General features: G+C 68.3%; 29 protein-coding genes. 17 read left to right on the forward strand and 12 right to left on the reverse strand.

Features of this window, described 5'->3' with window-relative positions; genetic code table 11:
• Positions 1–2: 2 nt before the first annotated feature.
• The 8 genes from xerD to ACSFA2_RS04640 all read left to right on the forward strand — a co-directional run bounded on the left by xerD (position 3) and on the right by ACSFA2_RS04640 (position 8,003).
• Positions 3–938 (forward strand): site-specific tyrosine recombinase XerD, encoded by a 936-nt coding sequence (gene xerD, locus ACSFA2_RS04605; protein WP_435454110.1) that lies wholly within the window; start codon positions 3–5, stop codon positions 936–938.
• Positions 935–1,720 (forward strand): DUF72 domain-containing protein, encoded by a 786-nt coding sequence (locus tag ACSFA2_RS04610; RefSeq protein ID WP_435454111.1) that lies wholly within the window; start codon positions 935–937, stop codon positions 1,718–1,720. Before xerD ends, ACSFA2_RS04610 begins: the two co-directional genes overlap by 4 nt.
• A complete protein-coding gene (locus ACSFA2_RS04615; RefSeq protein ID WP_435454112.1) occupies positions 1,717–2,691 on the forward strand; it encodes a Bug family tripartite tricarboxylate transporter substrate binding protein in 975 nt (324 codons plus the stop codon). The genes ACSFA2_RS04610 and ACSFA2_RS04615 overlap by 4 nt, the downstream gene beginning before the upstream one ends.
• A gap of 38 nt (positions 2,692–2,729) precedes the next feature.
• On the forward strand, positions 2,730–3,719 hold the full coding sequence (locus tag ACSFA2_RS04620; RefSeq protein WP_435454113.1) for a Bug family tripartite tricarboxylate transporter substrate binding protein: 990 nt from the start codon (positions 2,730–2,732) through the stop codon (positions 3,717–3,719).
• 62 nt (positions 3,720–3,781) lie between these two features.
• A complete protein-coding gene (locus tag ACSFA2_RS04625) occupies positions 3,782–4,357 on the forward strand; it encodes a TetR/AcrR family transcriptional regulator (protein ID WP_435454114.1) in 576 nt (191 codons plus the stop codon).
• Positions 4,358–4,445: 88 nt separating this feature from the next.
• Positions 4,446–5,579 carry a thiolase family protein gene (locus ACSFA2_RS04630; RefSeq protein ID WP_435454115.1) on the forward strand — a complete coding sequence of 378 codons (1,134 nt, stop codon included), beginning with the start codon at positions 4,446–4,448 and terminating at the stop codon, positions 5,577–5,579.
• 41 nt (positions 5,580–5,620) lie between these two features.
• Positions 5,621–6,097 (forward strand): MaoC family dehydratase, encoded by a 477-nt coding sequence (locus ACSFA2_RS04635; RefSeq protein WP_435454116.1) that lies wholly within the window; start codon positions 5,621–5,623, stop codon positions 6,095–6,097.
• Positions 6,098–6,284: 187 nt separating this feature from the next.
• On the forward strand, positions 6,285–8,003 hold the full coding sequence (locus ACSFA2_RS04640) for a methyl-accepting chemotaxis protein (protein WP_435454117.1): 1,719 nt from the start codon (positions 6,285–6,287) through the stop codon (positions 8,001–8,003).
• Positions 8,004–8,067: 64 nt separating this feature from the next.
• Here ACSFA2_RS04640 and ACSFA2_RS04645 read toward each other — a convergent pair whose 3' ends face one another.
• Positions 8,068–8,871 carry a ferritin-like domain-containing protein gene (locus tag ACSFA2_RS04645; protein ID WP_435454118.1) on the reverse strand — a complete coding sequence of 268 codons (804 nt, stop codon included), beginning with the start codon at positions 8,869–8,871 and terminating at the stop codon, positions 8,068–8,070.
• Positions 8,872–8,908: 37 nt separating this feature from the next.
• On the opposite strand from ACSFA2_RS04645, the gene ACSFA2_RS04650 reads away from it, so the two are divergent.
• Together ACSFA2_RS04650 and hslO are read left to right on the forward strand one after the other, a co-directional pair.
• Entirely contained in the window at positions 8,909–9,433 is a 525-nt protein-coding gene (locus ACSFA2_RS04650) for a gamma carbonic anhydrase family protein (protein ID WP_435454119.1), read from the forward strand.
• A gap of 17 nt (positions 9,434–9,450) precedes the next feature.
• Entirely contained in the window at positions 9,451–10,449 is a 999-nt protein-coding gene (gene hslO / locus ACSFA2_RS04655; protein ID WP_435454120.1) for an Hsp33 family molecular chaperone HslO, read from the forward strand.
• A gap of 10 nt (positions 10,450–10,459) precedes the next feature.
• Here hslO and ACSFA2_RS04660 read toward each other — a convergent pair whose 3' ends face one another.
• From ACSFA2_RS04660 to ACSFA2_RS04695, 8 genes are read right to left on the reverse strand one after another with little or no spacing between them, the layout of a single operon-like run.
• Positions 10,460–11,419, reverse strand: a complete 960-nt coding sequence (locus ACSFA2_RS04660; RefSeq protein WP_435454121.1) for a hypothetical protein — start codon at positions 11,417–11,419, stop codon at positions 10,460–10,462.
• A gap of 13 nt (positions 11,420–11,432) precedes the next feature.
• The gene (locus ACSFA2_RS04665) at positions 11,433–12,095 is read right to left on the reverse strand and encodes an AAA family ATPase (RefSeq protein WP_435454122.1); all 663 of its coding nucleotides are present in this window, start codon (positions 12,093–12,095) and stop codon (positions 11,433–11,435) included.
• Positions 12,092–12,706, reverse strand: a complete 615-nt coding sequence (pnuC, locus tag ACSFA2_RS04670; protein ID WP_435454123.1) for a nicotinamide riboside transporter PnuC — start codon at positions 12,704–12,706, stop codon at positions 12,092–12,094. Before pnuC ends, ACSFA2_RS04665 begins: the two co-directional genes overlap by 4 nt.
• Before the next feature lie 10 nt (positions 12,707–12,716).
• Positions 12,717–12,992 carry a cell division protein FtsB gene (gene ftsB, locus ACSFA2_RS04675; RefSeq protein WP_435454124.1) on the reverse strand — a complete coding sequence of 92 codons (276 nt, stop codon included), beginning with the start codon at positions 12,990–12,992 and terminating at the stop codon, positions 12,717–12,719.
• A gap of 30 nt (positions 12,993–13,022) precedes the next feature.
• Positions 13,023–14,306: a phosphopyruvate hydratase gene (gene eno / locus ACSFA2_RS04680; RefSeq protein WP_435454125.1), complete on the reverse strand. Its 1,284-nt coding sequence runs from the start codon at positions 14,304–14,306 to the stop codon at positions 13,023–13,025.
• Positions 14,307–14,333: 27 nt separating this feature from the next.
• Complete coding sequence (locus tag ACSFA2_RS04685; protein ID WP_435454126.1) at positions 14,334–14,624, reverse strand: DUF1330 domain-containing protein; 291 nt, start codon at positions 14,622–14,624, stop codon at positions 14,334–14,336.
• Positions 14,621–15,478, reverse strand: a complete 858-nt coding sequence (kdsA, locus tag ACSFA2_RS04690; RefSeq protein WP_435454127.1) for a 3-deoxy-8-phosphooctulonate synthase — start codon at positions 15,476–15,478, stop codon at positions 14,621–14,623. Before kdsA ends, ACSFA2_RS04685 begins: the two co-directional genes overlap by 4 nt.
• Positions 15,475–17,145, reverse strand: coding sequence for a CTP synthase (locus tag ACSFA2_RS04695; protein WP_435454128.1), 1,671 nt, complete (start codon positions 17,143–17,145; stop codon positions 15,475–15,477). Before ACSFA2_RS04695 ends, kdsA begins: the two co-directional genes overlap by 4 nt.
• Positions 17,146–17,215: 70 nt before the next feature.
• Here ACSFA2_RS04695 and coaBC point away from each other — a divergent pair, with 70 nt between their 5' ends.
• The 4 genes from coaBC to ACSFA2_RS04715 all read left to right on the forward strand — a co-directional run bounded on the left by coaBC (position 17,216) and on the right by ACSFA2_RS04715 (position 20,072).
• Positions 17,216–18,442, forward strand: coding sequence for a bifunctional phosphopantothenoylcysteine decarboxylase/phosphopantothenate--cysteine ligase CoaBC (coaBC, locus tag ACSFA2_RS04700; protein ID WP_435454129.1), 1,227 nt, complete (start codon positions 17,216–17,218; stop codon positions 18,440–18,442).
• 13 nt (positions 18,443–18,455) lie between these two features.
• Positions 18,456–18,944 carry a pterin-binding domain-containing protein gene (locus ACSFA2_RS04705; RefSeq protein ID WP_435454130.1) on the forward strand — a complete coding sequence of 163 codons (489 nt, stop codon included), beginning with the start codon at positions 18,456–18,458 and terminating at the stop codon, positions 18,942–18,944.
• 4 nt (positions 18,945–18,948) lie between these two features.
• Positions 18,949–19,395, forward strand: coding sequence for a dUTP diphosphatase (dut, locus tag ACSFA2_RS04710; RefSeq protein ID WP_435454131.1), 447 nt, complete (start codon positions 18,949–18,951; stop codon positions 19,393–19,395).
• A 173-nt stretch (positions 19,396–19,568) separates the two neighbouring features.
• A complete protein-coding gene (locus ACSFA2_RS04715; RefSeq protein WP_286644981.1) occupies positions 19,569–20,072 on the forward strand; it encodes a glycine zipper 2TM domain-containing protein in 504 nt (167 codons plus the stop codon).
• 145 nt (positions 20,073–20,217) lie between these two features.
• On the opposite strand, the gene ACSFA2_RS04720 is transcribed toward ACSFA2_RS04715, so the two are convergent.
• Positions 20,218–20,742, reverse strand: coding sequence for an FKBP-type peptidyl-prolyl cis-trans isomerase (locus ACSFA2_RS04720; protein ID WP_435454132.1), 525 nt, complete (start codon positions 20,740–20,742; stop codon positions 20,218–20,220).
• Positions 20,743–20,756: 14 nt separating this feature from the next.
• Between ACSFA2_RS04720 and ACSFA2_RS04725 the strand changes: the two genes are divergently transcribed.
• The 3 genes from ACSFA2_RS04725 (at position 20,757) to ACSFA2_RS04735 (ending at position 22,715) form a co-directional block, all read left to right on the forward strand.
• Positions 20,757–21,896 (forward strand): JmjC domain-containing protein, encoded by a 1,140-nt coding sequence (locus ACSFA2_RS04725; protein ID WP_435454133.1) that lies wholly within the window; start codon positions 20,757–20,759, stop codon positions 21,894–21,896.
• On the forward strand, positions 21,886–22,398 hold the full coding sequence (locus tag ACSFA2_RS04730) for a hypothetical protein (RefSeq protein ID WP_435454134.1): 513 nt from the start codon (positions 21,886–21,888) through the stop codon (positions 22,396–22,398). The genes ACSFA2_RS04725 and ACSFA2_RS04730 overlap by 11 nt, the downstream gene beginning before the upstream one ends.
• Positions 22,399–22,475: 77 nt before the next feature.
• Positions 22,476–22,715, forward strand: a complete 240-nt coding sequence (locus tag ACSFA2_RS04735) for a hypothetical protein (RefSeq protein WP_435454135.1) — start codon at positions 22,476–22,478, stop codon at positions 22,713–22,715.
• Between the two features lie 86 nt (positions 22,716–22,801).
• Here ACSFA2_RS04735 and ACSFA2_RS04740 read toward each other — a convergent pair whose 3' ends face one another.
• On the reverse strand, positions 22,802–22,972 hold the full coding sequence (locus tag ACSFA2_RS04740; RefSeq protein WP_435454136.1) for a hypothetical protein: 171 nt from the start codon (positions 22,970–22,972) through the stop codon (positions 22,802–22,804).
• A gap of 100 nt (positions 22,973–23,072) precedes the next feature.
• Positions 23,073–24,029 carry an aldo/keto reductase gene (locus ACSFA2_RS04745; RefSeq protein WP_435454137.1) on the reverse strand — a complete coding sequence of 319 codons (957 nt, stop codon included), beginning with the start codon at positions 24,027–24,029 and terminating at the stop codon, positions 23,073–23,075.
• Positions 24,030–24,046: the final 17 nt, after the last annotated feature.

Raw genomic sequence — 24,046 nt, forward strand, 5'->3', positions numbered from 1 at the left:
CGATGTCCGAGCCTGTTTCAACCGCCGCGCCCGCCACCCCCGAGATCGACGATTTCGTCGACGCGCTGTGGCTGGAGGACGGACTCTCGAAGAACACGCTGGCCGCCTACCGACGCGACCTGGCGCTGTTCGCGCAATGGCTGCAGGCAGAGCGCCATACCGGTCTCGACCGCGCCGCCGAGCACGACATGCTGGCTTACATGGCCACCCGCCTCGAAAAAGGCGGGCGCGAAGGCAAGACCGGCAAGGCCACGTCCGCCAACCGGCGGCTCACCGTCTTCAAGCGCTACTACCGCTGGGCGCTGCGCGAGAACCGCATCACGGCCGACCCGACATTGCGACTCGCCCCCGCGCGGCAGGCGCCGCGGGCCATCAAGCTGCTGTCGGAACAACAGGTCGACGACCTGCTGAACGCGCCAGACGTCAACACGCCGCTCGGCCTGCGCGACCGCGCCATGCTCGAGCTGATGTACGCGAGCGGCCTGCGCGTGAGCGAGCTGGTGACGCTCAAGGTCTTCGAGCTGAGCCTGAACGACGGCGTGCTGCGCGTGATGGGCAAGGGCAGCAAGGAGCGGCTGGTGCCCTTCGGTGGCGAGGCGCGCCGCTGGATCGAGCGCTACATGGACGAATCGCGCCCCGAGATCCTTGGCGGCCAGCAGACGCCCGACCTGTTCGTGACCGCGCGCGGCGCGGGCATGACGCGCGTGATGTTCTGGATCATCGTGAAGAAGCAGGCCGAGGCTGCGGGCATCCGCGTGCCGCTGTCGCCGCACACGCTGCGCCATGCCTTCGCGACCCATCTGCTCAACCACGGTGCCGACCTCCGCGCGGTGCAGCTGCTGCTGGGCCACGCCGACATTTCGACCACGACGATCTACACCCACGTGGCACGCGAGCGGCTCAAGCAGCTGCACGCGCAGCACCACCCGCGCGGATGACGCCGCACCACAGCCCGCCCTCGTTGCGCATCGGCTGCGCGGGCTGGAGCCTGCCGCGCGACCAGTGGCCGAACTTCCCGGCCGAGGGCTCGCACCTCGAGCGCTATGCGGCGCGTTTCCATGCGGTGGAGATCGACACGTCCTTCTATCGGCCCCACCGGCTCGAGACCTACGCACGCTGGGCCGCCAGCACGCCGGCGGATTTCCGCTTCGCGCTCAAGCTGCCCAAGACCATCACGCACGAGCGTCAGCTGGTCGACGCCATGCCGCCGTTCGACGAGTTCCTCGCGCAGGTCGCAGGGCTTGGCGACAAGCTGGGCTGCCTGCTGGTCCAGCTCGCGCCCCGCCTGGCCTTCGATGCGGTCGTCGCCCGGCGCTTTTTCGAGGGCTTGCGCCAGCGCCATGCCGGCCGCGTGGTGCTGGAGCCGCGCCATGCCAGCTGGTTCACGCCCGAAGCCGATGCGCTGCTGGCCGCGTACCAGGTCGGTCGCGTGCTCGCCGACCCCGTGCTGTACGAAGAGGCCGCGGCGCCCGGTGGCTGGCCTGGCCTCGTCTACCTGCGGATGCACGGCACGCCGCGCGTCTACTGGTCGGCCTACGACGACGCCTTGCTCGCACGCGTGGCGCAACGTTTGTTGCAAGCGAGGGCTGACGGCGCCGAATGCTGGTGCGTGCTCGACAACACGGCAAGCGGCGCGGCGGTGGGGAACGCGCTCACGCTGCGGCGGATGGCGGCAGAATCGTCGCCACACAAGAACACATCGGAGACCGAATCACCATGACCCTCAAGCACATCGGGGCCGCCGTGGCCCTCGTCGGACTGGCCGCCGCCGGCCTCGTCTCGGCACAGGGCTACCCCTCGATCAAGCCCATCCGCCTGATCGTCGGCTACCCGCCCGGCGGCGGCATCGACTTCGCGGCGCGCACCGTGCAGGTACCGCTGCAGGAGGCGCTCAAGCAGCAGATGGTGGTCGACTACAAGCCCGGGGCCAGCGGCATGATCGCCGCCACCGAACTCGTCCGGCAGGCGCCCGACGGCTACACGCTGCTGCTGGCCAACACCGGCCCCTTCGCCATCGCGCCGTACCTGCAGTCGAAGCCGCCCTACGACCCGGTCAAGCAGTTCACGTACATCGGGCAGATCAGCCAGGGCAGCTACATCGCGGTGACGCGGCCCGACCATCCGGCCAAGGACCTGAAGGCCTTCGTCGCCTGGGCCAAGGGCCAGCCGGGCCAGGTGAATTTCGCCTCGGGCGGGGCGGGCACCTCGACCCACCTCAACGGCGAATTGATGAACCAGGTGACGGGCCTCGACATGACGCATGTGCCCTACAAGGGCAGCGCGCCGGCGGTGCAGGACCTCATCGGCGGGCAGACGCAGATCCTCATCGACGCGGGCAGCGTGCTGCTGCCGCAGGTCAAGGGTGGCAAGCTGAAGGCGCTGGCCGTTACCGGCCCGAAGCGCGACCCGCAGCTGCCGGACGTGCCCACCGTGAAGGAACTGGGCCTGGGCGGCATGGAATCGGTCGGCTTCCAGGGCCTGGTCGGCCCGGCCGGCATGCCGAAGGACGTGGTCGACCGGCTGTCCGCAGAGCTGGCCAAGGTGCTGGCACAACCCGACATCCAGGCCAAGTTCGCCGGTGCCGGCGCCGAGGTGCATTCGCTCGGGCCGACGGCCTTCTCCGCTTTCGTGAAGGCGGACAACGAGAAGTGGGCGAAGCTGATCCGGGAACGCAAGCTTCAGCTGGATTGACCGCACACGACCCCCCCACCCTGACTGAGAAAGATCGAATGGACTCCCGAATTTCGCGGCGCGGCGCGCTGGCTTTTTCCGCCCTGGCGCTCGCCGCCGGCACGCTGTGCAGCGCCACCGCATCGGCGCAGGCCCTGCCCAAGACCCTGCGCATCATCGTGGCCTACCCCGCCGGCGGCGTGAGCGACGCGGTGGCGCGTGCCCTGGCCGACAAGCTGGCGGCCCAGATGAACATCGCGGTCGTGATCGAGAACAAGGCCGGTGCGAGCGGCAGCATCGGCATGGACGCGGTCGCCAAGGCCGCGCCCGACGGCGCCACGCTGGGCTTCTCGGCGATCAGCCCGCTGGTGCTGAACCCGCACCTGGGGCGCTCGCCCTTCGACCCGCTCAAGGACATCCAGCCGATCGCCAGCGTCATGTATTCGCCGGTGCTGCTGATGGCGACCTCGGCCAGCACGAGCAAGGACTTCGCCGGCTTGTTGGCCGACGCCAAGGCCAAGCCCGGCGCGGTCCGCTGGGCGACCTCGGGGCAGGCCTCGCTCGGCCACATCATGCTGGAGCAGCTGCATGCCGCTGCCCGCATCGAGGTGACGCACGTGCCGTACAAGGGCGGCGGCCAGCAGATGAACGACGCGCTGGGCGGGCAGTTCGAGGTGCTGTCGACCAATGCGGGCGCCACGCTGTCGCAGCACATCCAGGCCGGCAAGCTGCGGCCGCTGGCCGTCGGTGCACCCGCGCGGCTCGAGAGCCTGCCGAACGTGCCGACGCTGGCCGAGCTGGGCTACCCGGCCGCGAACCTGTCGTCGCTGTTCGGCGTGTTCGCGCCGGCCGGCCTGCCACAGCCGCTGGCCGCGCGCTACAACGCCGAGATCAACAAGGCGCTGACCACGCCCGACCTGCGCGCCAAGCTGACCGCCACCGACAACGTGCCGACCGGCGGCGCCGCGGCGGATTTCGCCAAGGCGATCGCCGCCGAGTACGAGGCGGATGGCCGCGTCATCAAGGCGGCGGGCATCAAGGCCGACTGAGGCGCAGGGGCATCGGCCGGCGACCAGTGGCAAACGCCTTCAGCCTACCTTATAGTAGGCTGATGTCCAGCGCTTCCCTGACCGTTCCGGCCGAATCCACCCGCGCGCAGATCCTGCGCGTCGCGCGTCAGCTGATCCAGACGCGCTCGTACCTGGGCTTCAGCTTTCAGGACCTGGCCGACCAGGTCGGCATCCGCAAGGCGAGCCTGTACCACCACTTTCCGACCAAGGAAGCGCTCGGCGTCGAGGTGCTGCGCGAGGCGGGCCAGGGCTTTCGCGACTGGGCCGCCAAACCGCGTGCCGCCGATGCCGCGCTCGAGGCCTACTTCCGCATGTATCGCCAGGCGATGAACGCCGGTGCGGCCGTCTGCCCCGCGGGCGCCTTGGCGCCGGGATGGGACTGCATCAACGAAGAGCTGCGCCAGACCGTGCGCGAACTGCGCAGCACGCAGGTGATGTGGCTCACCGGCGTGCTCGGTGCGCTGGTGCACGGCGCGAAGCCGCCGGTGTCGGCCGGTGCGCTGGCCGCGTATGTGTTCGCGGCCTGCCAGGGCGCGCTGTTGTCGGCGCGGATGACCGGGCGCGTCGAGGATTTCGACGAGGCCATCGCGCAACTCAAGCAATCGATCCCACGGTGATCTCGTCATCCCCTGCACGCTTCGGCGTGCTTTTCTTTTTCCACTCAACCTACCGATGAGTCGGTAGTTTCATCCGAGGAGATCCTTCATGAAAGCCGTCATCGCCGCCTACGCGCGCACGCCCTTTCACTTTGCCCGCAAGGGCGCGCTCGCCGAGGTGCGGCCCGACACGCTCGCCGCGCAGGCGGTGAGTGGCCTGCTCAAGCGCACCGACCTCGACCCGGCGCTGATCGAGGACGTGATCCTCGGCTGCGCCTACCCCGAAGCCTCGCAGGGCAACAACCTGGCGCGCATCGTCGGGCTGCTCGCCGGCCTGCCGCAGGAGGTCGGCGGCATGACGGTCAACCGCTTCTGCGGCTCGTCGATGCAGGCGGTGCACATCGCCGCCGCGCAGATCGAGGCGGGCATGGGCGAGGCCTTCTTGTGCGTGGGCGTGGAGTCCATGACGATGGTGCCGCAGGGCGGTTTCAACTTCTCGCCCAACCCCGAGTTGCTGGCGAACACGCAGGCCTACCTGTCGATGGGCGAGACCGCTGAGAACGTGGCCGCGCGCTGGCACGTGAGCCGTGCCGACCAGGAGGCGCTGGCCGTCGAGTCGCACCGCAAGGCGACCGCGGCGCGCACCGAAGGCCGGCTGGCCGACGAGATCATTCCGGTGCGGCTGGCCAACGGCGACATGATCGATGCCGACGGCTGCATCCGGCCGGCGACCTCGCTGGAAGCGCTGGCGGGCCTGAAGCCGGCCTTCCGGCCCGACGGCTCGGTGACGGCCGGCACGTCGTCGCCGCTGACCGACGGCGCGGCCGTGGTGCTGGTCACCAGCGACGCCTTCGCCGAGAAGCATGGGCTCGCGCCGATGGCGCGCGTCCGGTCCTTCGCGTCGGTCGGCGTCGACCCCGCCATCATGGGCATCGGCCCGATTCCGGCGACGCGCAAAGCGCTGGCGCGTGCCGGGCTCACGGTCGCCGACCTCGACGTCGTGGAGATCAACGAGGCCTTCTCGTCGCAGGCGCTCGCCTGCATCCGTGACCTCGGGCTGGACCCGGCCACCGTCAACCTCGACGGCGGCGGCCTCGCCATCGGCCACCCGCTGGGCGCGACCGGCGCGCGCATCACGGGCAAGGCGGCGTCGCTGCTGGTGCGCGAGAACGGGCGCTATGCCCTGTCGACCCAGTGCATCGGCGGCGGGCAGGGCATTGCGACGGTGCTCGAGCGCGTCTGATGCCAAGATAGGCGCAACTTCCAAACGAAAAGGAGACCTCCATGGCCGAGACGCATTCGCCCGCAGCGCCCCGCCGCAGCCTCTACCTCGACGACCTGTCGGTCGGCGACCGCTTCATCAGTGGCGAGCACCCGCTCGATGCGGCGCAGATCGTCGCCTTCGCGGCGCAGTTCGATCCGCAGCCCTTCCACACCGACCCGGATGCCGCCGAAGCCACCTTCTTCCGCGGCCTGGCCGCGAGCGGCTGGCACACGGCGGCGCTCACGATGAAGCTGCTGGTCGAGAGCGGCCTGCCGCTGGCCGACGGTGTGATCGGTTCTGGCGGCGAGTTGCAATGGCCGCAGCCGACGCGACCGGACGACGTGCTGCACGTCGAAGCCGAGATCCTGGAGATCGTGCCGTCGCGTTCCAAGCCGGGGCGCGCCATGGTGCAGGCGCGCTGCGAGACGAAGAACCAGCGCGGTGAGGTGCTGCAGCGCTTCACGCCCAAGCTGGTGGTGGTCGGGCAGTCCGTCTAGCGGTTTCCTGGAACGAGAATTTCGCACGGTGCGTGAGCGCAGAAGCGCCACGTGCCTTCAGTTTCCTTGAGGCGGTGCCGATAGCCATATGGGCCCCGGGCGCAGTGGATCTGCGTGCATGCCGGGCCCATCGCCGTCACGGCAGCGCGCAAACCCTCAAAGGAAACGAATTTTCAAGAATCTGAAAGTGGCGACCCGGCTCACGCTGGGATTTGGTGCGGCAGTGGCACTGGGGGTCTGCATCGCGGTCATCGCAGCCGTCCAGATGAGCAGTCTGAACAGCCAAATCGAGAAGATCGCCAACGACCGGATGGTCAAGGTCCAGAAGTTCACCGCGGTCAGGGACAACCTCAATGGCATCGCGCTCGCTATTCGAAACATGCTCCTGTCGGACGACCCGGTCTTCGAAGCGGCGGAGAAAAAGAAGATCGATGCGCTCGCGGCCCAGACCACCGAGATGCTGGTGTCTCTCGACAAGACGATGGCCGCGCCGAAACCGCGCGAGCTTCTCAAGATCATCCAGGACAACCGTCCCCGCTACAACGCGCAGATGAGCGAGATTGCGGCGCTTGACGCCAAGGGGGATCGCGAGGGCGCCGCGAAACTGCTCAACGAGACGCGCGCGCTGCAGGACACGATCTTCCAAGCCGTCGACGATTCGACCGAAATTCAGCAGCAGATCGCGAGCGCGGGGGCTGCGGACGCCAGGAGCGACGCAAAGCGAGCCATGCTGATGATGATCGCCTTGGCGGTGGCCCTGGCTGGCGTCGGCCTTGTCGTCACCTGGCTGCTGGTGCGCAGCCTGTCGCGCGCGCTCGGCGCAGAACCTGGAGAACTGGGCACGGCGGCACAGCGCGTGGCGAGCGGTGACCTGAGCCCGGTCCTGGGGGCCGACCGTGCACGTGAGGGCAGTGTCCTGCTGTCCCTGGGCGAGATGCAAACCAGCCTGGCCCGCATCGTCGGGCAGGTTCGCGCCAGCAGCGACAACATCGCCACCGGCTCAGCGCAGATCGCCAGCGGCAACCAGGACCTGAGCCAGCGCACGGAAGAGCAGGCCAGCAACCTCGAGCAGACAGCCGCCTCGATGGAAGAGCTGGCCAGCACCGTCAAGAACAGCACGGAAACCGCAGCACAAGCCAAGCAACTGGCCGCCCATGCATCGGCAGCGGCGGTGAGCGGCGGCGAGGTCGTGGGATCGGTGGTGAGCACGATGCAGGAGATCGCGGCCTCGTCGAAAAAGATCGCCGACATCATCGGTGTGATCGACAGCATCGCGTTTCAGACCAACATCCTGGCCTTGAACGCAGCGGTGGAGGCCGCGCGTGCGGGCGAGCAGGGTCGCGGTTTCGCGGTGGTAGCCAGCGAGGTGCGCAGTCTGGCCAGCCGCTCGGCCGATGCGGCCAAGGAAATCAAGCAACTGATCGGTGCCAGTGTCGAGAAGGTCGAGACCGGCTCGCGACAGGTCGATGCGGCCGGCATGTCGATGAGTGAGATCGTCTCGCAGGTTCAACGCGTGAGCGACCTCATCGGCGACATCTCCACCGCCAGCGCCGAGCAGTCCACCGGCATCAGCCAGATCGGCGACGCGGTGAACCAACTGGACCAGGTCACGCAGCAGAACGCGGCGCTGGTCGAGGAGAGTGCCGCTGCCGCCGAAAGCCTCAAGCGGCAGGCGGCCACGCTGGTCGAGGTTGTCAGCATCTTCAAGGGCGTCGGCCAGCAGGACCGCCTCGACGTTCCAGCCATCGCGGCCGTCCCGGCCATCCCGGTTCGCGCGCGGGCCGTCGCGGCGGCGCCACGCACCGCGCGCCCGGCCTCGGGTGTGGTGCGCACGCCCGTCAAAGCCAAGGCCGCTCCTGGACGCGCGTTGGCGACGGCGGGCAGCGACGACTGGGAAAGCTTCTGAGAGACGACGGCCCCGGGGGGCGGGCCAAGGCGCCGCTGACCGTGGACCGTGTCGTCGCTGCGCGTCAGCCGGCGGCGAGGTCGGCCAGTTCTTGTTCGGTGAATCCGGCGCGGGCGCGCGCCTCGAGGTTGAAGGGCGCCTTCAGCCGTGGCGCCTCGTGCCGGCGGTACAGCACGCGGTAGTGCGTGATCGGGTCGACGCCGTCGCGCGCGCACAGCCAGCGGTACCAGCGGTTGCCGATGGCCACGTGGCCGACTTCGTCGCGCAGGATGATGTCGAGGATGGCGATGGCCGCATGGGCGTCCGGCGTGTTCACGCGCCGCAGCTTGGCCTGGATCAGCGGCGTGGCGTCGAGCCCGCGTGCTTCCAGCGTGCGCGGCACCAGCGCCATGCGGGCCAGCACGTCGTGCTGTGTCTTCTCGCACATCGACCACAGGCCATCATGGCCGGTGAAGTCGCCGTAGCGAAAGCCCATCGTCTGCAGGTGCGCATGCAGCAGCGTGAAGTGCTGCGCCTCCTCGTCGGCCACCTGCAGCCAGTCGCGGTAGTAAGCCTCGGGCATGCCGTCGAAGCGCCACATCGCGTCGAGCGCCAGGTTGATGGCGTTGAACTCGATGTGGCAGATGGAATGGACCAGCGCCGCCCGCCCGTCGGGCGTGAAGGGCGAGCGCTTGCCGACAGCCATGGCCGACACCGTCAGCGGCCGTTCGGGCCGGCCCGGCACGCCATCGTCGTCGCCGGGTTGTCGCACCGCAATTTCAGGCATCGGCGCGGCGAGGCTGGCCGCGGCGAGCGCGCGCGTCGCGGCCACCTTGGCATCGGGGTCGGTGAGGCGAAGCGCAGCAAGGGCGCCGAGGCGGGGGTGCATCCCTACAATTCTAGTTTTCGACCCACGGAGACACACGATGGCCTTGTACGAACTCGACGGCGTGGCGCCGCAACTGGCAGACGGCACCTGGGTGGCCGACAGCGCGCAGGTGATGGGCTCGGTCGTGCTCGGCGAGAACGTCAGCATCTGGTTCGGCGCCGTGCTGCGCGGCGACACCGAGCCGCTCACCATCGGCCGCAACAGCAATGTGCAGGACCTGTCGGTGCTGCATGCCGACGTGGGCTGCCCGCTCACCATCGGCGAGAACGTGACGATCGGCCACCAGGTCATGCTGCACGGCTGCACCATCGGCGATAACTCGCTGATCGGCATCCAGGCGGTGGTCTTGAATAACGCGAAGATCGGCCGCAACTCGATCGTTGGCGCCGGCAGCGTGGTGACCGAGGGCAAGGAGTTTCCGGACAATTCCCTCATCATCGGTGCGCCGGCCAAGGTGGTGCGCACGCTGGACGATGCCGCCGCCGCCAAGCTGCGCGCCAGCGCAGAACACTATGTGGACAACGGCCGTCGCTTCGCGAAGGGCCTGAAGAAAATCTCCTGAGGGAGCGAAGGACTGTTTTGAGCGAGCTGCACAAATTCCTGTTCGACGGCATGCCGGTGCGCGGCATGCTCGTGCGCCTGACCGATGCCTGGCAGGAAATCCTGGCGCGGCGTGCGGCGAATACCACGACCGGCGCCTACCCGCCGCCGGTGGCCGAGCTGCTGGGCGAGATGACGGCTGCTGCCGCGCTGATGCAGTCGAACATCAAGTTCAACGGCTCGCTCATCCTGCAGATTTTCGGCGACGGCCCGGTCAAGGTGGTGGTGGCCGAGGTCAAGCCCGACCTGAGCCTGCGCGCCACGGCCACCGTGGTGGGCGACCTGCCCGCCGATGCACGCCTGCCCGACATGGTCAACGTCAACAACAAGGGCCGCTGCGCGATCACGCTCGAGCCCAAGGGCCGCGTGCCCGGCCAGCAGCCGTACCAGGGCGTGGTGCCGCTGTTCGGCGACGAGGGCGAGAAGCTCGGCAAGCTCAGCGACGTGTTGCAGCACTACATGCTGCAGAGCGAACAGCTCGACACCACGCTGGTGCTGGCGGCCGACGACAAGGTCGCGGCGGGCCTCCTGATCCAGCGGCTGCCGGTCAAGGGCGAAGGCAACCTCGAAGGCACGGCGGATGGCGACCGCAACCCGGCCAACGAAGACGAGATCGGCCTCAACGAGGACTACAACCGCATCTCGATCCTGGCCTCGACGCTCACGCGCGACGAGCTGCTGACGCTCGACGTCGAGACCATCCTGCGCCGCCTGTTCTGGGAAGAGAAGCTGCTGCGCTTCGAGCCGCAGAAGGGCATGCTGGGCCCGCATTTCGCCTGCACCTGCGGGCGCGAGCGCGTGGCGCAGATGATCCGCGGCCTGGGCGTGGACGAGGCCGAGAGCATCCTCGCGGAGCGCGGCGACATCGAAGTCGGCTGCGACTTCTGCGGCAAGCAGTACCGCTTCGATGCGGTCGATGCGGCGCAGATCTTCCGTCCGCCGGGCGACCAGCTGCCAGGGACGCCGACCGTCCAATAGCTTTTGGCGCTCAGCGTCCGGGCGCTTCGAAGTCGTGAAAGCGAATGTCGGGTGCGCTGGTGTTGTGGCGCGACGGGATGCTGCGGCCGAAGCGGACGTCGGTCGCGTCGATGCGGCGCACCGCGTCGAGCGGCTGCGTGTGCAGCGCTGCGTCCGACTCCTGCCGCCAGGTGATCTCGCTCACGTCGGCGTTGTCGGGGGTGACGTGCATCGAACGCAAGGTTGCGAAGGGCACAGCGTCATTCGTGGCGGGCGAGAACGACACATCCAGCGCGGTGCGTGCCTGGCTGGCTTCCGCCACCGCGACGCGCGCCTGTCCGCCATCGGCGAAGCGCAGATGCAGAACCAGCGGCCGCGTCTCGATGCGGATCGACGCGATGTTCACCACCGGCCGGCCGTCGTCCACCACCGGCCCGAGCAGGAACGACGAGCCGTAGACCCCGTCGCCGAAGCGCGGCGCGGGCACCGGCTTGATGCGCCAGTAGCCATCGGCCGGGTAGAGCACCAGCACCTCGCGCGGCTGCGATGCGTCGCCGGTCTTCGCGAACACCTGCAGCAGATGGATGCCGCGCACCGTGCGCTGGCCGATGCGCAGCGGCACCCGCTGCGGTCGCCAAAACGACGGCAGCGTGAGCCCGACGATGCGCCATTGCGGGCCGTCGTGCAGAACGACCCGGCGCTCGCGAAAGCGGTAGGCCGGGTCGGTCGGATGCGCGCCGCCGTTGAAACGGCAACCCGAGAAGTCGGGCGCGGTGGCGTCGCGTTCGACCCGGTCGAGGTAGGGCGGCGGCAGCGCTTCGACGCGCAAGCGTGTGATGCCCGGCGCCTGCAGGTGGAGCGAGACGTTGTCTTCCTCGGCGCAGGCGGTGGGGCGGCTGTGGTTGCTGACGGTGACCGATGCCGGCGCTGCGATGCCATCGGACAGGGCGACGGCCAGGGTCAGCAGGAAGAGGGCGTGACCGCAGACCATGGCGGTGGCCGCCTCAGGGGCGCCGCGACAAGAGATCGGTGAACAGCCGGTGCTCGCACACCGGGTCGGAGCATTTCTCGCAGGACCAACGCCAGGCCTCGCCGGCCGTTCCGGTCGACACCGCCGGCTCGGCATCGCTGGCCAGGTTCAGCGCGGTCCAGGCGCTGGCGAGGCGCTCGGGGCCGCGGCCATGCACCACGGCATACGAGATGCCTGCTCGCGCCAGTGCGGCACGCACCAGCGCGTCGACCGGCTCGCGCACATGCGGCCCGTCGCGCTGCAGGCCGTCTGCCACCCAGGGCAGGTCGAGCGCGGTCAGCAGCGTCATCGTGTAGCGGGCCTGCGCGGCGAGCGCGTCGGGGTAGAGGGCCGGATCATCGAACAGCAGGTCGCTGTAGACGGCGGTCATCAGCGCCGTTGTGTCGGCCACCACCACGCCATGGCGCGCGGCCTCGGCGATGCGGCGGGTCTGCTCGTCGGCGATGGCCGCCTGTTCGTCGGGGCGTGGCGTGCGGCCCTCGCGCACGCACCAGTCGCGCAGCACCTCGGGCACCAGCGTGGTCGCGATACCGCGCTGCGTCAGCCGCTCGGCCAGCACGCGCGCCAGCTCCGTCTTGCCGGTGCTTTCGGCACCGACCACGGCGATCACGCTTGCGCGGGTAAGCAACGGCGTCATGCCGAAGGCGCCAGCCGGTGGCGCCAGGCGAGGTAGCCGGCCACGCTCAACACGGCGAACACCGCGTAGAGCCCGACCGTGAGCCACAGGCCCTTGTGGATGAAGAGGCCGATGCTCACCCCGTTCACGGCGAGCCACACCCCCCAGTTCTCGATGAACTTGCGTCCCAGGAGGAATTGGCCGACGAGGCTGAGGCCGGTGGCGAAACCGTCCCACCACGGCACATCGGTGTCGGTGAAGCGGCGAAGGAAGAGGGCGACCGCCGGCCAGGCGATGGCGCAGGCCAGCAGCGTCAGGGCGAGGCCGCGCGGGGAAAGCCGTGCGACGCGCAAGGGGCCGCCGTCACCGCGGTGCCCGCGCAGCCATTGGAACCAGCCCCACAAGGCGACGATGGCGAAGAAGATCTGCAGCGAGGCGTCGCCATAGATGCGCGCCTCGAAGAACACGAAGCAGTAGAGCAGCGAGCTGACGATGGCCAGCGGCCAGCCCCAGTGAATCTCGCGCATGTTGCAGCCGACCATGGCCAGGGCCAGCAACGCGGCGATCACTTCAGACCAGCTGGTCGGGGCGCCCCACAGCACGAAGGCCGGCGCCGAGAAGAATTCGGGCATGACGGCCCGGTCAGCGGGTGATCTGGACGAAGACCTCGTCCGGCTTGACCATGCCCAGTTCCTGTCGGGCACGTTCTTCGACCATCTCCAGGCCTTCCTTGAGGTCGTTGACCTCGGAGGCCAGCCGGTCGTTGGCGACAGCCGCGCGCGCGTTCGATTCCTTCTGCGCGCTCAGCTTGTCTTCGAGGCTGGACACCTCGGGCACGCTCCCGCGCCCCGTCCACAGCTGCCACTGAAGGATCAGCAGCAGCAGGGCCAGGACGATGGGGACGACGCGCGAGCGCATGTCTCGAAGGACGTGGGGTCAGCGAAGGGATCAGCGCAGGTTGTAGAACGCGCCGCGACCGGGGTAGCTGGCGATGTCGCCGAGGTCTTCCTCGATGCGCAGCAGCTGGTTGTACTTGGCGATGCGGTCCGAGCGCGACAGCGAGCCGGTCTTGATCTGGCCGGCGTTGGTGCCCACGGCGATGTCGGCGATGGTCGAGTCTTCGGTCTCGCCCGAGCGGTGCGAGATCACGGCCGTGTAGCCGGCGCGCTTGGCCATCTCGATGGCAGCGAAGGTTTCGGTCAACGTGCCGATCTGGTTGATCTTGATCAGGATCGAGTTGGCGATGCCCTTGTCGATGCCCTCTTGCAGGATCTTGGTGTTGGTGACGAACAGGTCGTCGCCCACCAGCTGCACCCGCTTGCCCAGGCGCTCGGTCAGGTGCTTCCAGCCGTCCCAGTCGCCTTCGTGCATGCCGTCTTCGATGCTGATGATCGGGTACTTGTCGACCCAGGTCGCCAGCATGTCGGTCCAGCTCTCGGCCGACAGCGACAGGTTTTCGCCGGCCAGCACGTACTTGCCGTCCTTGTAGAACTCGCTGGCCGCGCAGTCCAGGCCCAGGGCGATCTGTTCGCCCGCCACATAGCCGGCCTTGTCGATCGCTTCGAGGATCAGCTGGATGGCCGCTTCATGGCTCTCGACGCTGGGGGCGAAGCCGCCTTCGTCGCCGACCGCCGTGCTGATGCCGCGGTCGCTCAGGATCTTCTTGAGCGCATGGAACACCTCGGCGCCGTAACGCACCGACTCGCGGAAGCTCTTGGCGCCCACGGGGATGATCATGAATTCCTGCAGGTCCAGGCTGTTGTTGGCGTGCGCGCCGCCGTTGATGACGTTCATCATCGGCACCGGCAACTGCATGCCGCCCATGCCACCGAAGTAGCGGTACAGCGGCAGGCCCGATTCTTCGGCCGCCGCACGCGCCACGGCCATCGACACGGCCAGCGTGGCGTTGGCGCCCAGGCGCGCCTTGTTGTCGGTGCCGTCCAGGTCGTTCAGCGTGCGGTCCAGGAAGGCCTGTTCGCTGGCGTCGAGGCCCAGCACCGATTCGGAGATCTCGGTGTTGATGTTCTCGACGGCCTTCAGCACGCCCTTGCCGAGGTAGCGGCCCTTGTCGCCGTCGCGCAGCTCGATGGCTTCGCGCGAGCCGGTCGACGCGCCCGAGGGCACGGCGGCACGGCCCATGGTGCCGCTCTCCAGCAGCACGTCGCATTCGACGGTGGGGTTGCCGCGGCTGTCGAGGATTTCGCGCCCGACGATGTCAACGATTGCACTCATTGCGTCTCTTTCTTAAAACAAAAAAACTTAAACGCCTTCGACCACGATCATGCGCATGATCGCGGCGCCCTGGCGCGCTGCGCGGGCCTTGCCGTATTCGGGGGAGCTGTCGAAGGCCTTGGCGGCGTCGACGGAGGGGAACTTGAGGATCACCAGGCGCTGCGGCGCCCAGTCGCCTTCCAGCACCTCGACCTTGCCGCCGCGCACGCAAACTTCGGCGCCATGCGCCTGCATGGCCGCGGTCGACCACTTCTTGTATTCCTCGTACTGCGTCGGGTTCGTGACTTCGACGTTGGCGATGATGTAGGCACTGGTCATGACTGGAAGATGTCCTCGAGGAAAGCGTTCTTCTTGGTGACGCGGTCGAGCGCGACGAGCGTCTCGAGCAGCGCCTTCATGTGCTTGAGCGGCACGGCGTTGGGGCCGTCGCTCATCGCCTTCGACGGATCGGGGTGGGTCTCCATGAAGAGCCCCGCCACGCCGACCGCCACCGCCGCACGCGACAGCACCGGCACCATCTCGCGCTGGCCGCCGGACGTCGTGCCCTGGCCGCCCGGGAGCTGCACCGAGTGCGTGGCGTCGAACACCACCGGCGCTTTCGTCTCGCGCATGATCGCCAGTGAGCGCATGTCGGAGACGAGGTTGTTGTAGCCGAAGCTCGCACCGCGCTCGCAGGCCATGAAGCTGTCTTCGTCGAGGCCGACTTCCTTGGCCGCCGCGCGCGCCTTGTCGATCACGTTCTTCATGTCGTGCGGCGCGAGGAACTGGCCCTTCTTGATGTTCACCGGCTTGCCCGACTGCGCCACGGCGCGGATGAAGTCGGTCTGGCGGCACAGGAAGGCGGGCGTCTGCAGCACGTCGACCACCTTGGCGGCCTCGGTGATGTCCTCGTTCGTGTGGACGTCGGTCAGCACCGGCACGCCCAGTTCGCGCCGGACCTTCGCCAGGATCTCCAGGCCCTTCTCACGGCCGGGGCCGCGGAAGGTGGTACCCGACGAGCGGTTGGCCTTGTCGAAGCTGCTCTTGAAGATGAACGGGATGCCCAGCGCCGAGGTGATGTCCTTGAGCGTGCCAGCCGTGTCCATCTGCAGCTGCTCCGACTCGATCACGCAGGGGCCGGCGATCAAAAAGAAGGGCTGGTCGAGGCCGATGTCGAATCCGCAGAGTTTCATGCAACGACCTTCAGTGCTTTCTTGTCGGCGCCCTGGTGGTCCAGTGCCGCCTTGATGAATGCGTTGAACAACGGATGACCGCTCCAGGGCGTGGACTTGAACTCGGGGTGGAACTGCACGCCCATGAACCACGGGTGCACGTCGTGCGGCAGCTCCACGATCTCCGTGAGGTGCTCGCGCTGCGTCAGCGCCGAGATCACCAGGCCGGCGCGGCGCAGCTCGTCGAGGTAGTTGACGTTGGCTTCGTAGCGGTGGCGGTGGCGCTCGGTCACCACGTCGCCGTAGATGCTGTGCGCCAGCGTGCCGGGTGTCACGTCGGAGCTTTGCGCGCCCAGGCGCATGGTGCCGCCCAGGTCGGACTTCTCGTCGCGCGTCTTGATGCTGCCGTCGGCGTCCTTCCACTCGGTGATCAAGGCGATCACGGGGGTCGGCGTCGCCGGGTCGAACTCGGTGCTGTTGGCGTTCTTCAGGCCCGCCACGTTGCGGGCGTACTCGATGGTCGCGACCTGCATGCCCAGGCAGATGCCCAGGTAGGGCACCAGCGTTTCGCGGGCGAACTTGGCGGCGGAGATCTTGCCTTCGACACCGCGCTGGCCGAAGCCGCCGGGCACCAGCACGCCGTCGTACTTCGACAGGCGCGACACGTCCTGCGGCGTGATGGTTTCCGAGTCGATGTAGTCGATCTTCACACGGGCATGGTTCTTCATGCCGGCATGGCGCAGCGCCTCGTTGAGCGACTTGTAGCTGTCCGACAGGTCGACGTACTTGCCGACCATGGCGATGCTCACTTCGCGCTGCGGGTGCTCGACCTCGTACACCAGATCGTCCCAGCGTTGCAGCTTGGCCGGCGGCGTGTTGATGCGCAGCTTGTCGCAGATCAGGCCGTCCAGGCCCTGCTCGTGCAGCATGCGCGGCACCTTGTAGATGGTGTCCACGTCCCACATCGAGATCACGCCCCATTCGGGCACGTTCGAGAACAGCGAGATCTTGGCGCGTTCGTCGTCCGGGATCGGCCGGTCGGCGCGGCAGAGCAGCACGTCGGCCTGGATGCCGATGGCGCGCAGTTCCTTGGCGGTGTGCTGGGTCGGCTTGGTCTTGAGTTCGCCGGCCGCGGCGATCCACGGCACGTACGACAGGTGCACGAAGGCCGAGTTGTTGGGGCCGTTGCGCAGGCTCATCTGGCGCACCGCTTCGAGGAAGGGCAGCGACTCGATGTCACCGACCGTGCCGCCGATTTCGACGATGGCCACGTCGACCTCGTGCGCCGTGCCGATGCCGGCGCCGCGCTTGATGTATTCCTGGATCTCGTTGGTGATGTGCGGGATCACCTGCACCGTCTTGCCGAGGTAGTCGCCGCGGCGTTCCTTCTCGAGGACCGACTTGTAGATCTGGCCGGTCGTGAAGTTGTTGGCCTTGCGCATCCGCGTGTTGATGAAGCGCTCGTAATGGCCGAGGTCGAGGTCGGTCTCGGCGCCGTCGTCGGTGACGAACACCTCACCGTGCTGGAACGGTGACATCGTGCCGGGATCGACGTTGATGTACGGATCCAGCTTGATGAGGGTGACTTTGAGGCCGCGCGATTCGAGGATGGCGGCGAGCGAGGCGGAGGCGATTCCCTTGCCCAGGGAAGACACCACACCGCCGGTGACGAAGACGAATTTGGTCATGCCATTTCCAGACTTTGAAGTCCGGTCAGTGGGAAATGAGGATTATAGGCGGCCCACTTAAACTTGCCCCATGCAAGACCTCTCCGGCAAACACATCGTTCTCGGACTCACGGGCGGCGTCGCCTGCTACAAGTCGGCCGAGCTCTGCCGGCTCTTCGTCAAGGCCGGCGCGACGGTGCAGGTGGTGATGACCGAGGCGGCGACGCAGTTCATGACGCCGGTCACCATGCAGGCGCTGTCCGGCCGCCGCGTCTACAGCTCGCAGTGGGATCCGCGCGAGGACAACAACATGCCGCACATCAACCTGAGCCGCGAGGCCGATGCGATCGTGCTGGCGCCGTGCAGCGCCGACTTCGTTGCGCGGCTGGCCGAGGGGCGCAGCGACGAGCTGCTGAGCCTGCTATGCCTGGCCCGGCCGATGGACCGCGTGCCGCTGCTGATCGCCCCCGCCATGAACCGCGAGATGTGGGCCCACCCCGCGACCCAGCGCAACCTGCAGCAGGTGGCCGCCGACGGCGCCACGATGCTGGGCGTGGGCAGTGGCTGGCAGGCCTGCGGCGAGACCGGCGACGGTCGCATGCTCGAGCCAGCCCAATTGCTCGAGGACATCACGGCCTTCTTCCAGCCCAAGCTGCTGGTGGGCCAGCGGGTGCTGGTCACGGCTGGCCCGACCTTCGAGGCCTTGGACCCGATCCGCGGCATCACCAACCATTCGTCCGGGAAGATGGGTTTCTCCATCGCCCGCGCCGCGCGCGAAGCCGGCGCCGAAGTCACGCTGATCGCCGGCCCGGTGCACCAGGCCACCCCGCGCGGCGTGCGGCGCATCGACGTGATGTCCGCGCTGGAGATGCGCGACGCGGCCGAGCGCGAGGCCCGCAGCGCCTCGATCTTCGTCGCCACGGCGGCGGTGGCCGACTGGCGACCGGCCTCGCACAGCGAGCAGAAGATCAAGAAGGACGGCAGCGGCCAGCCGCCAGTGCTGCATTTCGTCGAGAACCCGGACATCCTGGCGACGCTCGCGCAGAGCGCGCGCGGGCGCAGCGGCGAACTCTTCTGCGTCGGCTTCGCGGCCGAGAGCGAGAACCTCGCCGAACACGCCAAGGCCAAGCGCGCGCGCAAGGGCATCCCGCTGCTGGTGGGGAACATCGGTCCGCTGACCTTCGGGCAGGACGACAACAGCCTGCTGCTGGTCGACGCCGACGGCGTGCGAGAACTTCCGCGCGCGCCCAAGCTGCAGCTCGCACGGGAGCTGGTCGCAGAAATCGCCGCGCGACTGTCGGCCGTGCGCCAGCCATGACCAGGAGACCGACATGAACCAGCACAACGCGCAGTGGAACACCCCGCCCGACGGCGATTTCGCGCGTCTCGTGGAGCAACTCTCCGCCCGTTCAGCCATCGCCCGTCGTGCCTCCGAGGCCGATGGTGACCATGCGCTCGACGTCGGCATGGCGCCGACGGACCAGCCTTCCGATGGCATGTCGCCGCAGCGGGGCGTGGCACGAGCGCGACCGGTCGTGACCCAGACGGCAGCTGATGCGACGCCCGGTGTCGCTCGCCCGGCGTCGGTGGACCTGATCCGCGGTGCGGTCCTGGTGTGGGTCGGCCTGCTGGTCGCGATGATCGTGGCCGACCTGCCCCTTGGCCTGGTGGTGCTCGTCCTCGGTAGCGGCCTCTGGCTGGCCCACCGGTTCCGCCGGCGCCTCCTGCCGCCCGGCATCACCACATGGCGTACCTGGCTGGAAGACATGGCGCGCCAGGCCGCCGAGAAACAGCAACAGCAACGACAAAAAGGCAAGTGAACCCGTGAACGTCGACGTCCGCATCCTCGATCCGCGCATGGCGGACCAACTCCCCGCCTATGCCACGCCCGGCAGCGCCGGCCTCGACCTGCGCGCCTGCCTCGACGCGCCGATCACCCTCGAGCCCAATGCGTGGCAACTGGTCGGCACCGGCATCGCCATCCATTTGGCCGACCCCGGCTACGCGGCCTTGATCCTTCCGCGCTCGGGCCTGGGCCACAAGCACGGCATCGTGCTGGGCAACCTGGTCGGGCTGATCGACAGCGATTACCAGGGCGAATTGAAGGTCAGCGCCTGGAACCGCAGCGACACCGCCTTCGTGTTGCAGCCCATGGAGCGGCTGGCCCAGTTGGTGATCGTTCCGGTGGTGCAGGCGCGGTTCAACGTGGTGGCCGAATTCCCGCCGAGCGAGCGCGGCGAGGGCGGCTACGGCTCCACCGGGCGAAGCTGATTCGCACCGCACTCTGCGAATGTGTCCCTGGTGCAAAGTCGGGAACTCCCTACAAGGCGGTCTCCTCGAACTCTCCATGATCCGCCAGCAGAATGAGCGGTCATCGGACCGCAGGTCGGCGCGTTAAGAGAGGCCAGCGCTTCCCATTCAACAGGTTTCGTGGAGTAACACACATGAAGAAACAACTTCGCATCCTTTCGCTCACAGCAGCCGTGGTGGCACTCGCCACGCTGACCGCCTGTGTGGCACCGCAACCGGTCTACGAGACCGCCCGCTATCCCTACCATCCGCATGCCCAGCCGGCGTACGCGGCGCCGCAGGGCCCTTATGCGGAGTACGGCCAGATCGCCAACATCGAGGTGGTTCGCAGCGAAACACGCGGCGCGGCGCCCGGCGGCGGCGGTGCGGTCGCGGGCGGCGTGATTGGCGGTGTGCTCGGCAACCAGATCGGCCACGGCGGCGGTCGGGCGGCGGCCACGGCCCTGGGCATCGTCGGCGGCGCGCTGCTGGGCAACAACATCGAGGCCAACAACAATGCGCCGCGTGCCTATGAGAGCTATCGCATCTCCGTGCAGATCGATCGCGGCGGCTACCGGGCCTTCGACGTGCCGACGCCGGGCGATCTGCGGATCGGCGATCGGGTGGTGATCAACGGCGGGCAGATTTCGAGGTATTAACCCACCCCCGAAGCGGCGCACTGCGTGTCGCCGCCTCCCCCTCAAGGGGGCGATACCGGCGGACTGGCGGAGCCAGATCCGCGGTATCCCTGGAACAAGAAAGCCCCGCATCGCGGGGCTTTCTATTGGGGCGTTTCTTGTCGGTTCAGTGCAGGGTGTCGCTGCCGGGCGTGGCCGAGGCCAGCTTGAAGAAGCCGGTCCCCGCGGAGCCGCGGCCGATTTCTTCCTCGGTCGCTTCGCGCACGGAACGCACGGTCATGTCCAGGCGCAGCGCGATGCCGGCGAGCGGGTGGTTGCCGTCGAGCACGAGATGGTCGGGGTAGATTTCGGCGACGGTGTAGATCACGTCCTTGGGCATGTCGGGGTTCACGCCGTCGGGCAGGGCGGCGCCGTCGAAGGTCATGCCTTCCTCGGTGCCTTCGGGGAAGAGCGTGCGCGGCTCGAGAAAGAGCAACTGGTCGTTGAAGTCGCCGAAGGCCTGCTCGGGCTCGAGTTGCACCTGCACCCGCGCGCCCGGTTCGTGGCCCTGCAGCACGGCTTCGATCGCATCGAAAAGATCGTCGCCGCCGACGAGAAACTCGACCGGTTCATCCAGCACGTCGAGCACGTCGCCGAGGGTGTCTTTGAGCGTCCAGGTCAGGCCGACCACGCATTGTTCAGAAATTTCCATTGCAGAATTCTCCCATGGACATTCATTCCCCTCTCACGCTCCTGGGCGGACTCACGGCGGCGCAGTTCATGCGCCGCCATTGGCAGAAGAAGCCGCTGCTGGTGCGCCAGGCCGTGCCCCAGATGGTGCCGCCGGTGCCGCGCAGCGCGCTGTTCGACCTCGCGGCGCAGGAAGACGTCGAGTCGCGCCTGATCCGGCAGGGCCCGAAGGGCTGGTCGCTCAAGCACGGCCCTTTCGCGCGGCGCGCCGTGCCGTCGTTGCAGCAGCCGGGCTGGACGCTGCTGGTGCAGGGTGTCGACCTGCACCACGCGGGCGCCCATGCGCTGATGCGCGAGTTCCGCTTCCTGCCCGATGCACGGCTGGACGACCTGATGATCAGCTACGCCAGCGACACCGGCGGCGTCGGCCCGCACTTTGACAGCTACGACGTGTTCCTGCTACAGGCGAGCGGGCGCCGGCGCTGGTCGATCGGCCGGCAGCGCGACCTGCGGCTGCAGCCCGACGTGCCGCTCAAGATCCTCGAACATTTCGAGCCGGAAGAGAGCTTCGTGCTCGAGGCCGGCGACATGCTGTACCTGCCGCCGCGCTATGCGCACGACGGCGTGGCGGTCGGAGGCGACTGCATGACCTATTCCATTGGCCTGCGCACCCCGGCCGCTGCGCCGCTGGGCGCCGACCTGCTGTCGCGCATGGCCGAGGCGCAGGCCGATGGGCTGCAGGACGCTCCGGATCGTCCGTCGGTGTACTACCGCGACCCCGGTCAGGTGGCGGTCGAGCACCCCGCCGCCATGCCGGGCGCCTTGCAGGCCTTCGCGCGGCAGGCCGTGGAGGCGGCGCTGCGCGACCCCGACGCGATCGACCGCGCGCTGGGCGAATCGATGACCGAGCCCAAGTCCAACGTGTGGTTCGATGCGCGCGAGGCGCCCGACACGCTGCAGGGCGTGCGGCTCGACCGCCGCACCCGCATGCTCTACGACGCGCGCCACCTCTACATCAACGGCGAGAGCTTCCGTGCCGGCGGCCGCGACGCGACCCTGATGCGCCGCCTGGCCGACCAGCGCGCCCTCGATACGCGAGACCTGGCGCGTGCCAGCGACGACGCGCGAGCCCTCCTGAGCGACTGGTGCGAGGCCGGGTGGGCCCATGCCGACTGACACGCCGCCCGTCGATGGGCCCGCATTGCCCGACGGTCCGTTCGATGGCCGCGTGGCCTTCGATGCGCTTCTGCGCAGCGCCTTCGACGCGGCGGCGCAGCAGGGCTGGCGCGAAATCATCTTCAGCGACCCCGGCTTCGCCGACTGGCCGCTGGGCGAGCGCCGCAGCATTGCCGCTCTGCAGGCCTGGGCGGCGAGCGGCCGCAGCCTCCTGCTGCTGGCCGAGGACTTCAAGGTCTTTGATCGCTCGCACGCGCGCTTCGTCGAGTGGCGCCGGCTGTGGAGCCACGTGGTCGATGCACGCGCCTGCAGCGGCACGGGCGCGCCGTCGGTGCCGAGCCTGATCCTCACGTCGACCTGGTCGTTGCACCGCATCGACGCCGAGCGCAGCCGTGGCGTGTGCAGCCATCAGGCCGACAACCGACGCGCCTTGCGCGAGCGGATCGATGAATGCCTGCGCCATGCGCGGCCTGCCTTTGCGGCCACGACGCTGGGCCTGTAAGCCGAGGCCGCGCTCACGTTTTGATGCAGGAATGCGGTCCTAGAATTTTTGTTCATGCATTCATTCAAGGAGACGCCATGAACAAATCCGTGCTGATCGCCGCCGTCATCGCCGCGGCCGCCCTGGCCGCCTGCGGCAAGAAGGAGGAGTCGGCCCCCGCGGTGGTGACGCCCCCGCCGGCCTCGGTTTCGCCGGCACCCGCAGCACCGGCGTCGTCCGAGCCGGCGACTGCGCCGTCGTCGTCGGCCTCGTCGGCCCTCGACGCGGCCAATGCCGCCACCGAGGCTGCCCGCAACGCCGCCTCCGCACCCAAGTAAGTCGACGTTCCGGCGCCCAAGAAAAAGCCCGCCCGGGTCGACCCGGGCGGGCTTTTTCTTGGGACGTCAGGGTTGCACGCAGAGGATCAAGACGGATCCTTGCCGCGCGTACGCCCCACACCGCTGAAGATGCCGATGCCCAACAGGACGAGGGCGCCGATGCCGATGTACAGGGTCGGCACCCCGGCGACCGAGGCGCCCCAGGCGAGGCCGCCCAGGAAGATCACGAAACCGATCATGTAAAGCGCGAAGGACATGGTTCTCTCTCCGATTTTTTGGATGAACGGACTCTGGGCCTTCGCACCTGATTCCGGCAGGCGCCGGAAGCGCCAAACCGTGTCGGAGCGAGCCTACTGATCAGCCTTCGCGACTGGCGGCGTCCAGGGCCGCGATGGATGCATCGTCGAGTTTCAGCGTAGCGGCTTTCGTCAACTCGTCCAGCTGCGCGGTCGAGGTGGCACTGGCGATCGGTGCCGTCACCGCCGGCTGCGCGATCTGCCAGGCGATGGCCACTTGCGCGGGTGTCGCGCCGTGCGCGGCCGCCACTGCATCGAGTGCGGAGAGGATGCGGAGGCCTCGCGCGTTCAGGTATTTCTTGGTGGTGTTGGCGCCGCGTGCGCTCTTGCCCGCGTCGGCCTCGCTGCGGTACTTGCCTGTCAGGAAGCCCGCCGCCAGCGCATAGAAATTGATCACGCCCACGCCGCGCTCCCGGCACAGCGGCGCCAAGGCGTCTTCGAACACCGCGCGGTCGTACAGGTTGTAGAGCGGCTGCAGGCTTTCGTAGCGCGGCAAGCCGAGGCGTTCGGACACGTCCAGCGCTTCGGCCAGGCGCGGCGCGCTGTAGTTCGACGCGCCGATCGCGCGCACCTTGCCCGCCTTGATGAGGCCGGCGAAGGCTTCCATCGTCTCTTCGAGCGGCGTGCCCGCATCGTCGTCGTGCGACTGGTAGAGGTCGATGTGGTCGGTCTTGAGCCGCATCAACGACGCATCGACCGCCTCGCGGACGTACGCCGCCGACAGGCCCACCTTGCCCTCGCCCATCGGCTTGCCGACCTTGGTCGCGAGCACGATGCGGTTGCGCTTGCCGCTCTGGCGCAGCCACTTGCCGATGATCGTTTCCGACTCGCCCCCCACGTGGCCCGGCACCCAGCTGGAATAGACGTCGGCCGTGTCGACGAAGTTGAAGCCCGCATCGAGCCAGGCGTCGAGCAGGCGGAAGGACTGGGCCTCGTCGACGGTCCACCCGAAGACGTTGCCACCGAAAGCCAGCGGGGACACCTGGAGGCCGGAGCGGCCGAGTTCGCGAAGTTGCATGGGTTTCTCCTGGAAAA

It is taken from the genome of Variovorax cryoconiti (assembly GCF_051216395.1).
In the GTDB taxonomy this organism is placed as follows: domain Bacteria; phylum Pseudomonadota; class Gammaproteobacteria; order Burkholderiales; family Burkholderiaceae_C; genus Variovorax.

Bases quoted from the DNA above. Each gene is read 5' to 3' on its own strand.
- coaBC (WP_435454129.1), top strand. From the start codon at position 17,216: ATGCAAGACCTCTCCGGCAAACACATCGTTCTCGGACTCACGGGCGGC.
- ACSFA2_RS04630 (WP_435454115.1), top strand. From the start codon at position 4,446: ATGAAAGCCGTCATCGCCGCCTACGCGCGCACGCCCTTTCACTTTGCC.
- ACSFA2_RS04720 (WP_435454132.1), bottom strand. From the start codon at position 20,742: ATGGAAATTTCTGAACAATGCGTGGTCGGCCTGACCTGGACGCTCAAA.
- ACSFA2_RS04615 (WP_435454112.1), top strand. From the start codon at position 1,717: ATGACCCTCAAGCACATCGGGGCCGCCGTGGCCCTCGTCGGACTGGCC.
- ACSFA2_RS04735 (WP_435454135.1), top strand. From the start codon at position 22,476: ATGAACAAATCCGTGCTGATCGCCGCCGTCATCGCCGCGGCCGCCCTG.
- ACSFA2_RS04725 (WP_435454133.1), top strand. From the start codon at position 20,757: ATGGACATTCATTCCCCTCTCACGCTCCTGGGCGGACTCACGGCGGCG.
- kdsA (WP_435454127.1), bottom strand. From the start codon at position 15,478: ATGAAACTCTGCGGATTCGACATCGGCCTCGACCAGCCCTTCTTTTTG.
- ACSFA2_RS04635 (WP_435454116.1), top strand. From the start codon at position 5,621: ATGGCCGAGACGCATTCGCCCGCAGCGCCCCGCCGCAGCCTCTACCTC.
- ACSFA2_RS04715 (WP_286644981.1), top strand. From the start codon at position 19,569: ATGAAGAAACAACTTCGCATCCTTTCGCTCACAGCAGCCGTGGTGGCA.
- ACSFA2_RS04610 (WP_435454111.1), top strand. From the start codon at position 935: ATGACGCCGCACCACAGCCCGCCCTCGTTGCGCATCGGCTGCGCGGGC.
- ACSFA2_RS04685 (WP_435454126.1), bottom strand. From the start codon at position 14,624: ATGACCAGTGCCTACATCATCGCCAACGTCGAAGTCACGAACCCGACG.
- pnuC (WP_435454123.1), bottom strand. From the start codon at position 12,706: ATGCCCGAATTCTTCTCGGCGCCGGCCTTCGTGCTGTGGGGCGCCCCG.
- ACSFA2_RS04740 (WP_435454136.1), bottom strand. From the start codon at position 22,972: ATGTCCTTCGCGCTTTACATGATCGGTTTCGTGATCTTCCTGGGCGGC.
- ACSFA2_RS04660 (WP_435454121.1), bottom strand. From the start codon at position 11,419: ATGGTCTGCGGTCACGCCCTCTTCCTGCTGACCCTGGCCGTCGCCCTG.
- ACSFA2_RS04620 (WP_435454113.1), top strand. From the start codon at position 2,730: ATGGACTCCCGAATTTCGCGGCGCGGCGCGCTGGCTTTTTCCGCCCTG.
- ACSFA2_RS04695 (WP_435454128.1), bottom strand. From the start codon at position 17,145: ATGACCAAATTCGTCTTCGTCACCGGCGGTGTGGTGTCTTCCCTGGGC.
- xerD (WP_435454110.1), top strand. From the start codon at position 3: ATGTCCGAGCCTGTTTCAACCGCCGCGCCCGCCACCCCCGAGATCGAC.
- ACSFA2_RS04645 (WP_435454118.1), bottom strand. From the start codon at position 8,871: ATGCACCCCCGCCTCGGCGCCCTTGCTGCGCTTCGCCTCACCGACCCC.
- ACSFA2_RS04650 (WP_435454119.1), top strand. From the start codon at position 8,909: ATGGCCTTGTACGAACTCGACGGCGTGGCGCCGCAACTGGCAGACGGC.
- eno (WP_435454125.1), bottom strand. From the start codon at position 14,306: ATGAGTGCAATCGTTGACATCGTCGGGCGCGAAATCCTCGACAGCCGC.
- ACSFA2_RS04625 (WP_435454114.1), top strand. From the start codon at position 3,782: ATGTCCAGCGCTTCCCTGACCGTTCCGGCCGAATCCACCCGCGCGCAG.
- ACSFA2_RS04730 (WP_435454134.1), top strand. From the start codon at position 21,886: ATGCCGACTGACACGCCGCCCGTCGATGGGCCCGCATTGCCCGACGGT.
- ACSFA2_RS04665 (WP_435454122.1), bottom strand. From the start codon at position 12,095: ATGACGCCGTTGCTTACCCGCGCAAGCGTGATCGCCGTGGTCGGTGCC.
- ACSFA2_RS04705 (WP_435454130.1), top strand. From the start codon at position 18,456: ATGAACCAGCACAACGCGCAGTGGAACACCCCGCCCGACGGCGATTTC.
- ACSFA2_RS04745 (WP_435454137.1), bottom strand. From the start codon at position 24,029: ATGCAACTTCGCGAACTCGGCCGCTCCGGCCTCCAGGTGTCCCCGCTG.
- ftsB (WP_435454124.1), bottom strand. From the start codon at position 12,992: ATGCGCTCGCGCGTCGTCCCCATCGTCCTGGCCCTGCTGCTGCTGATC.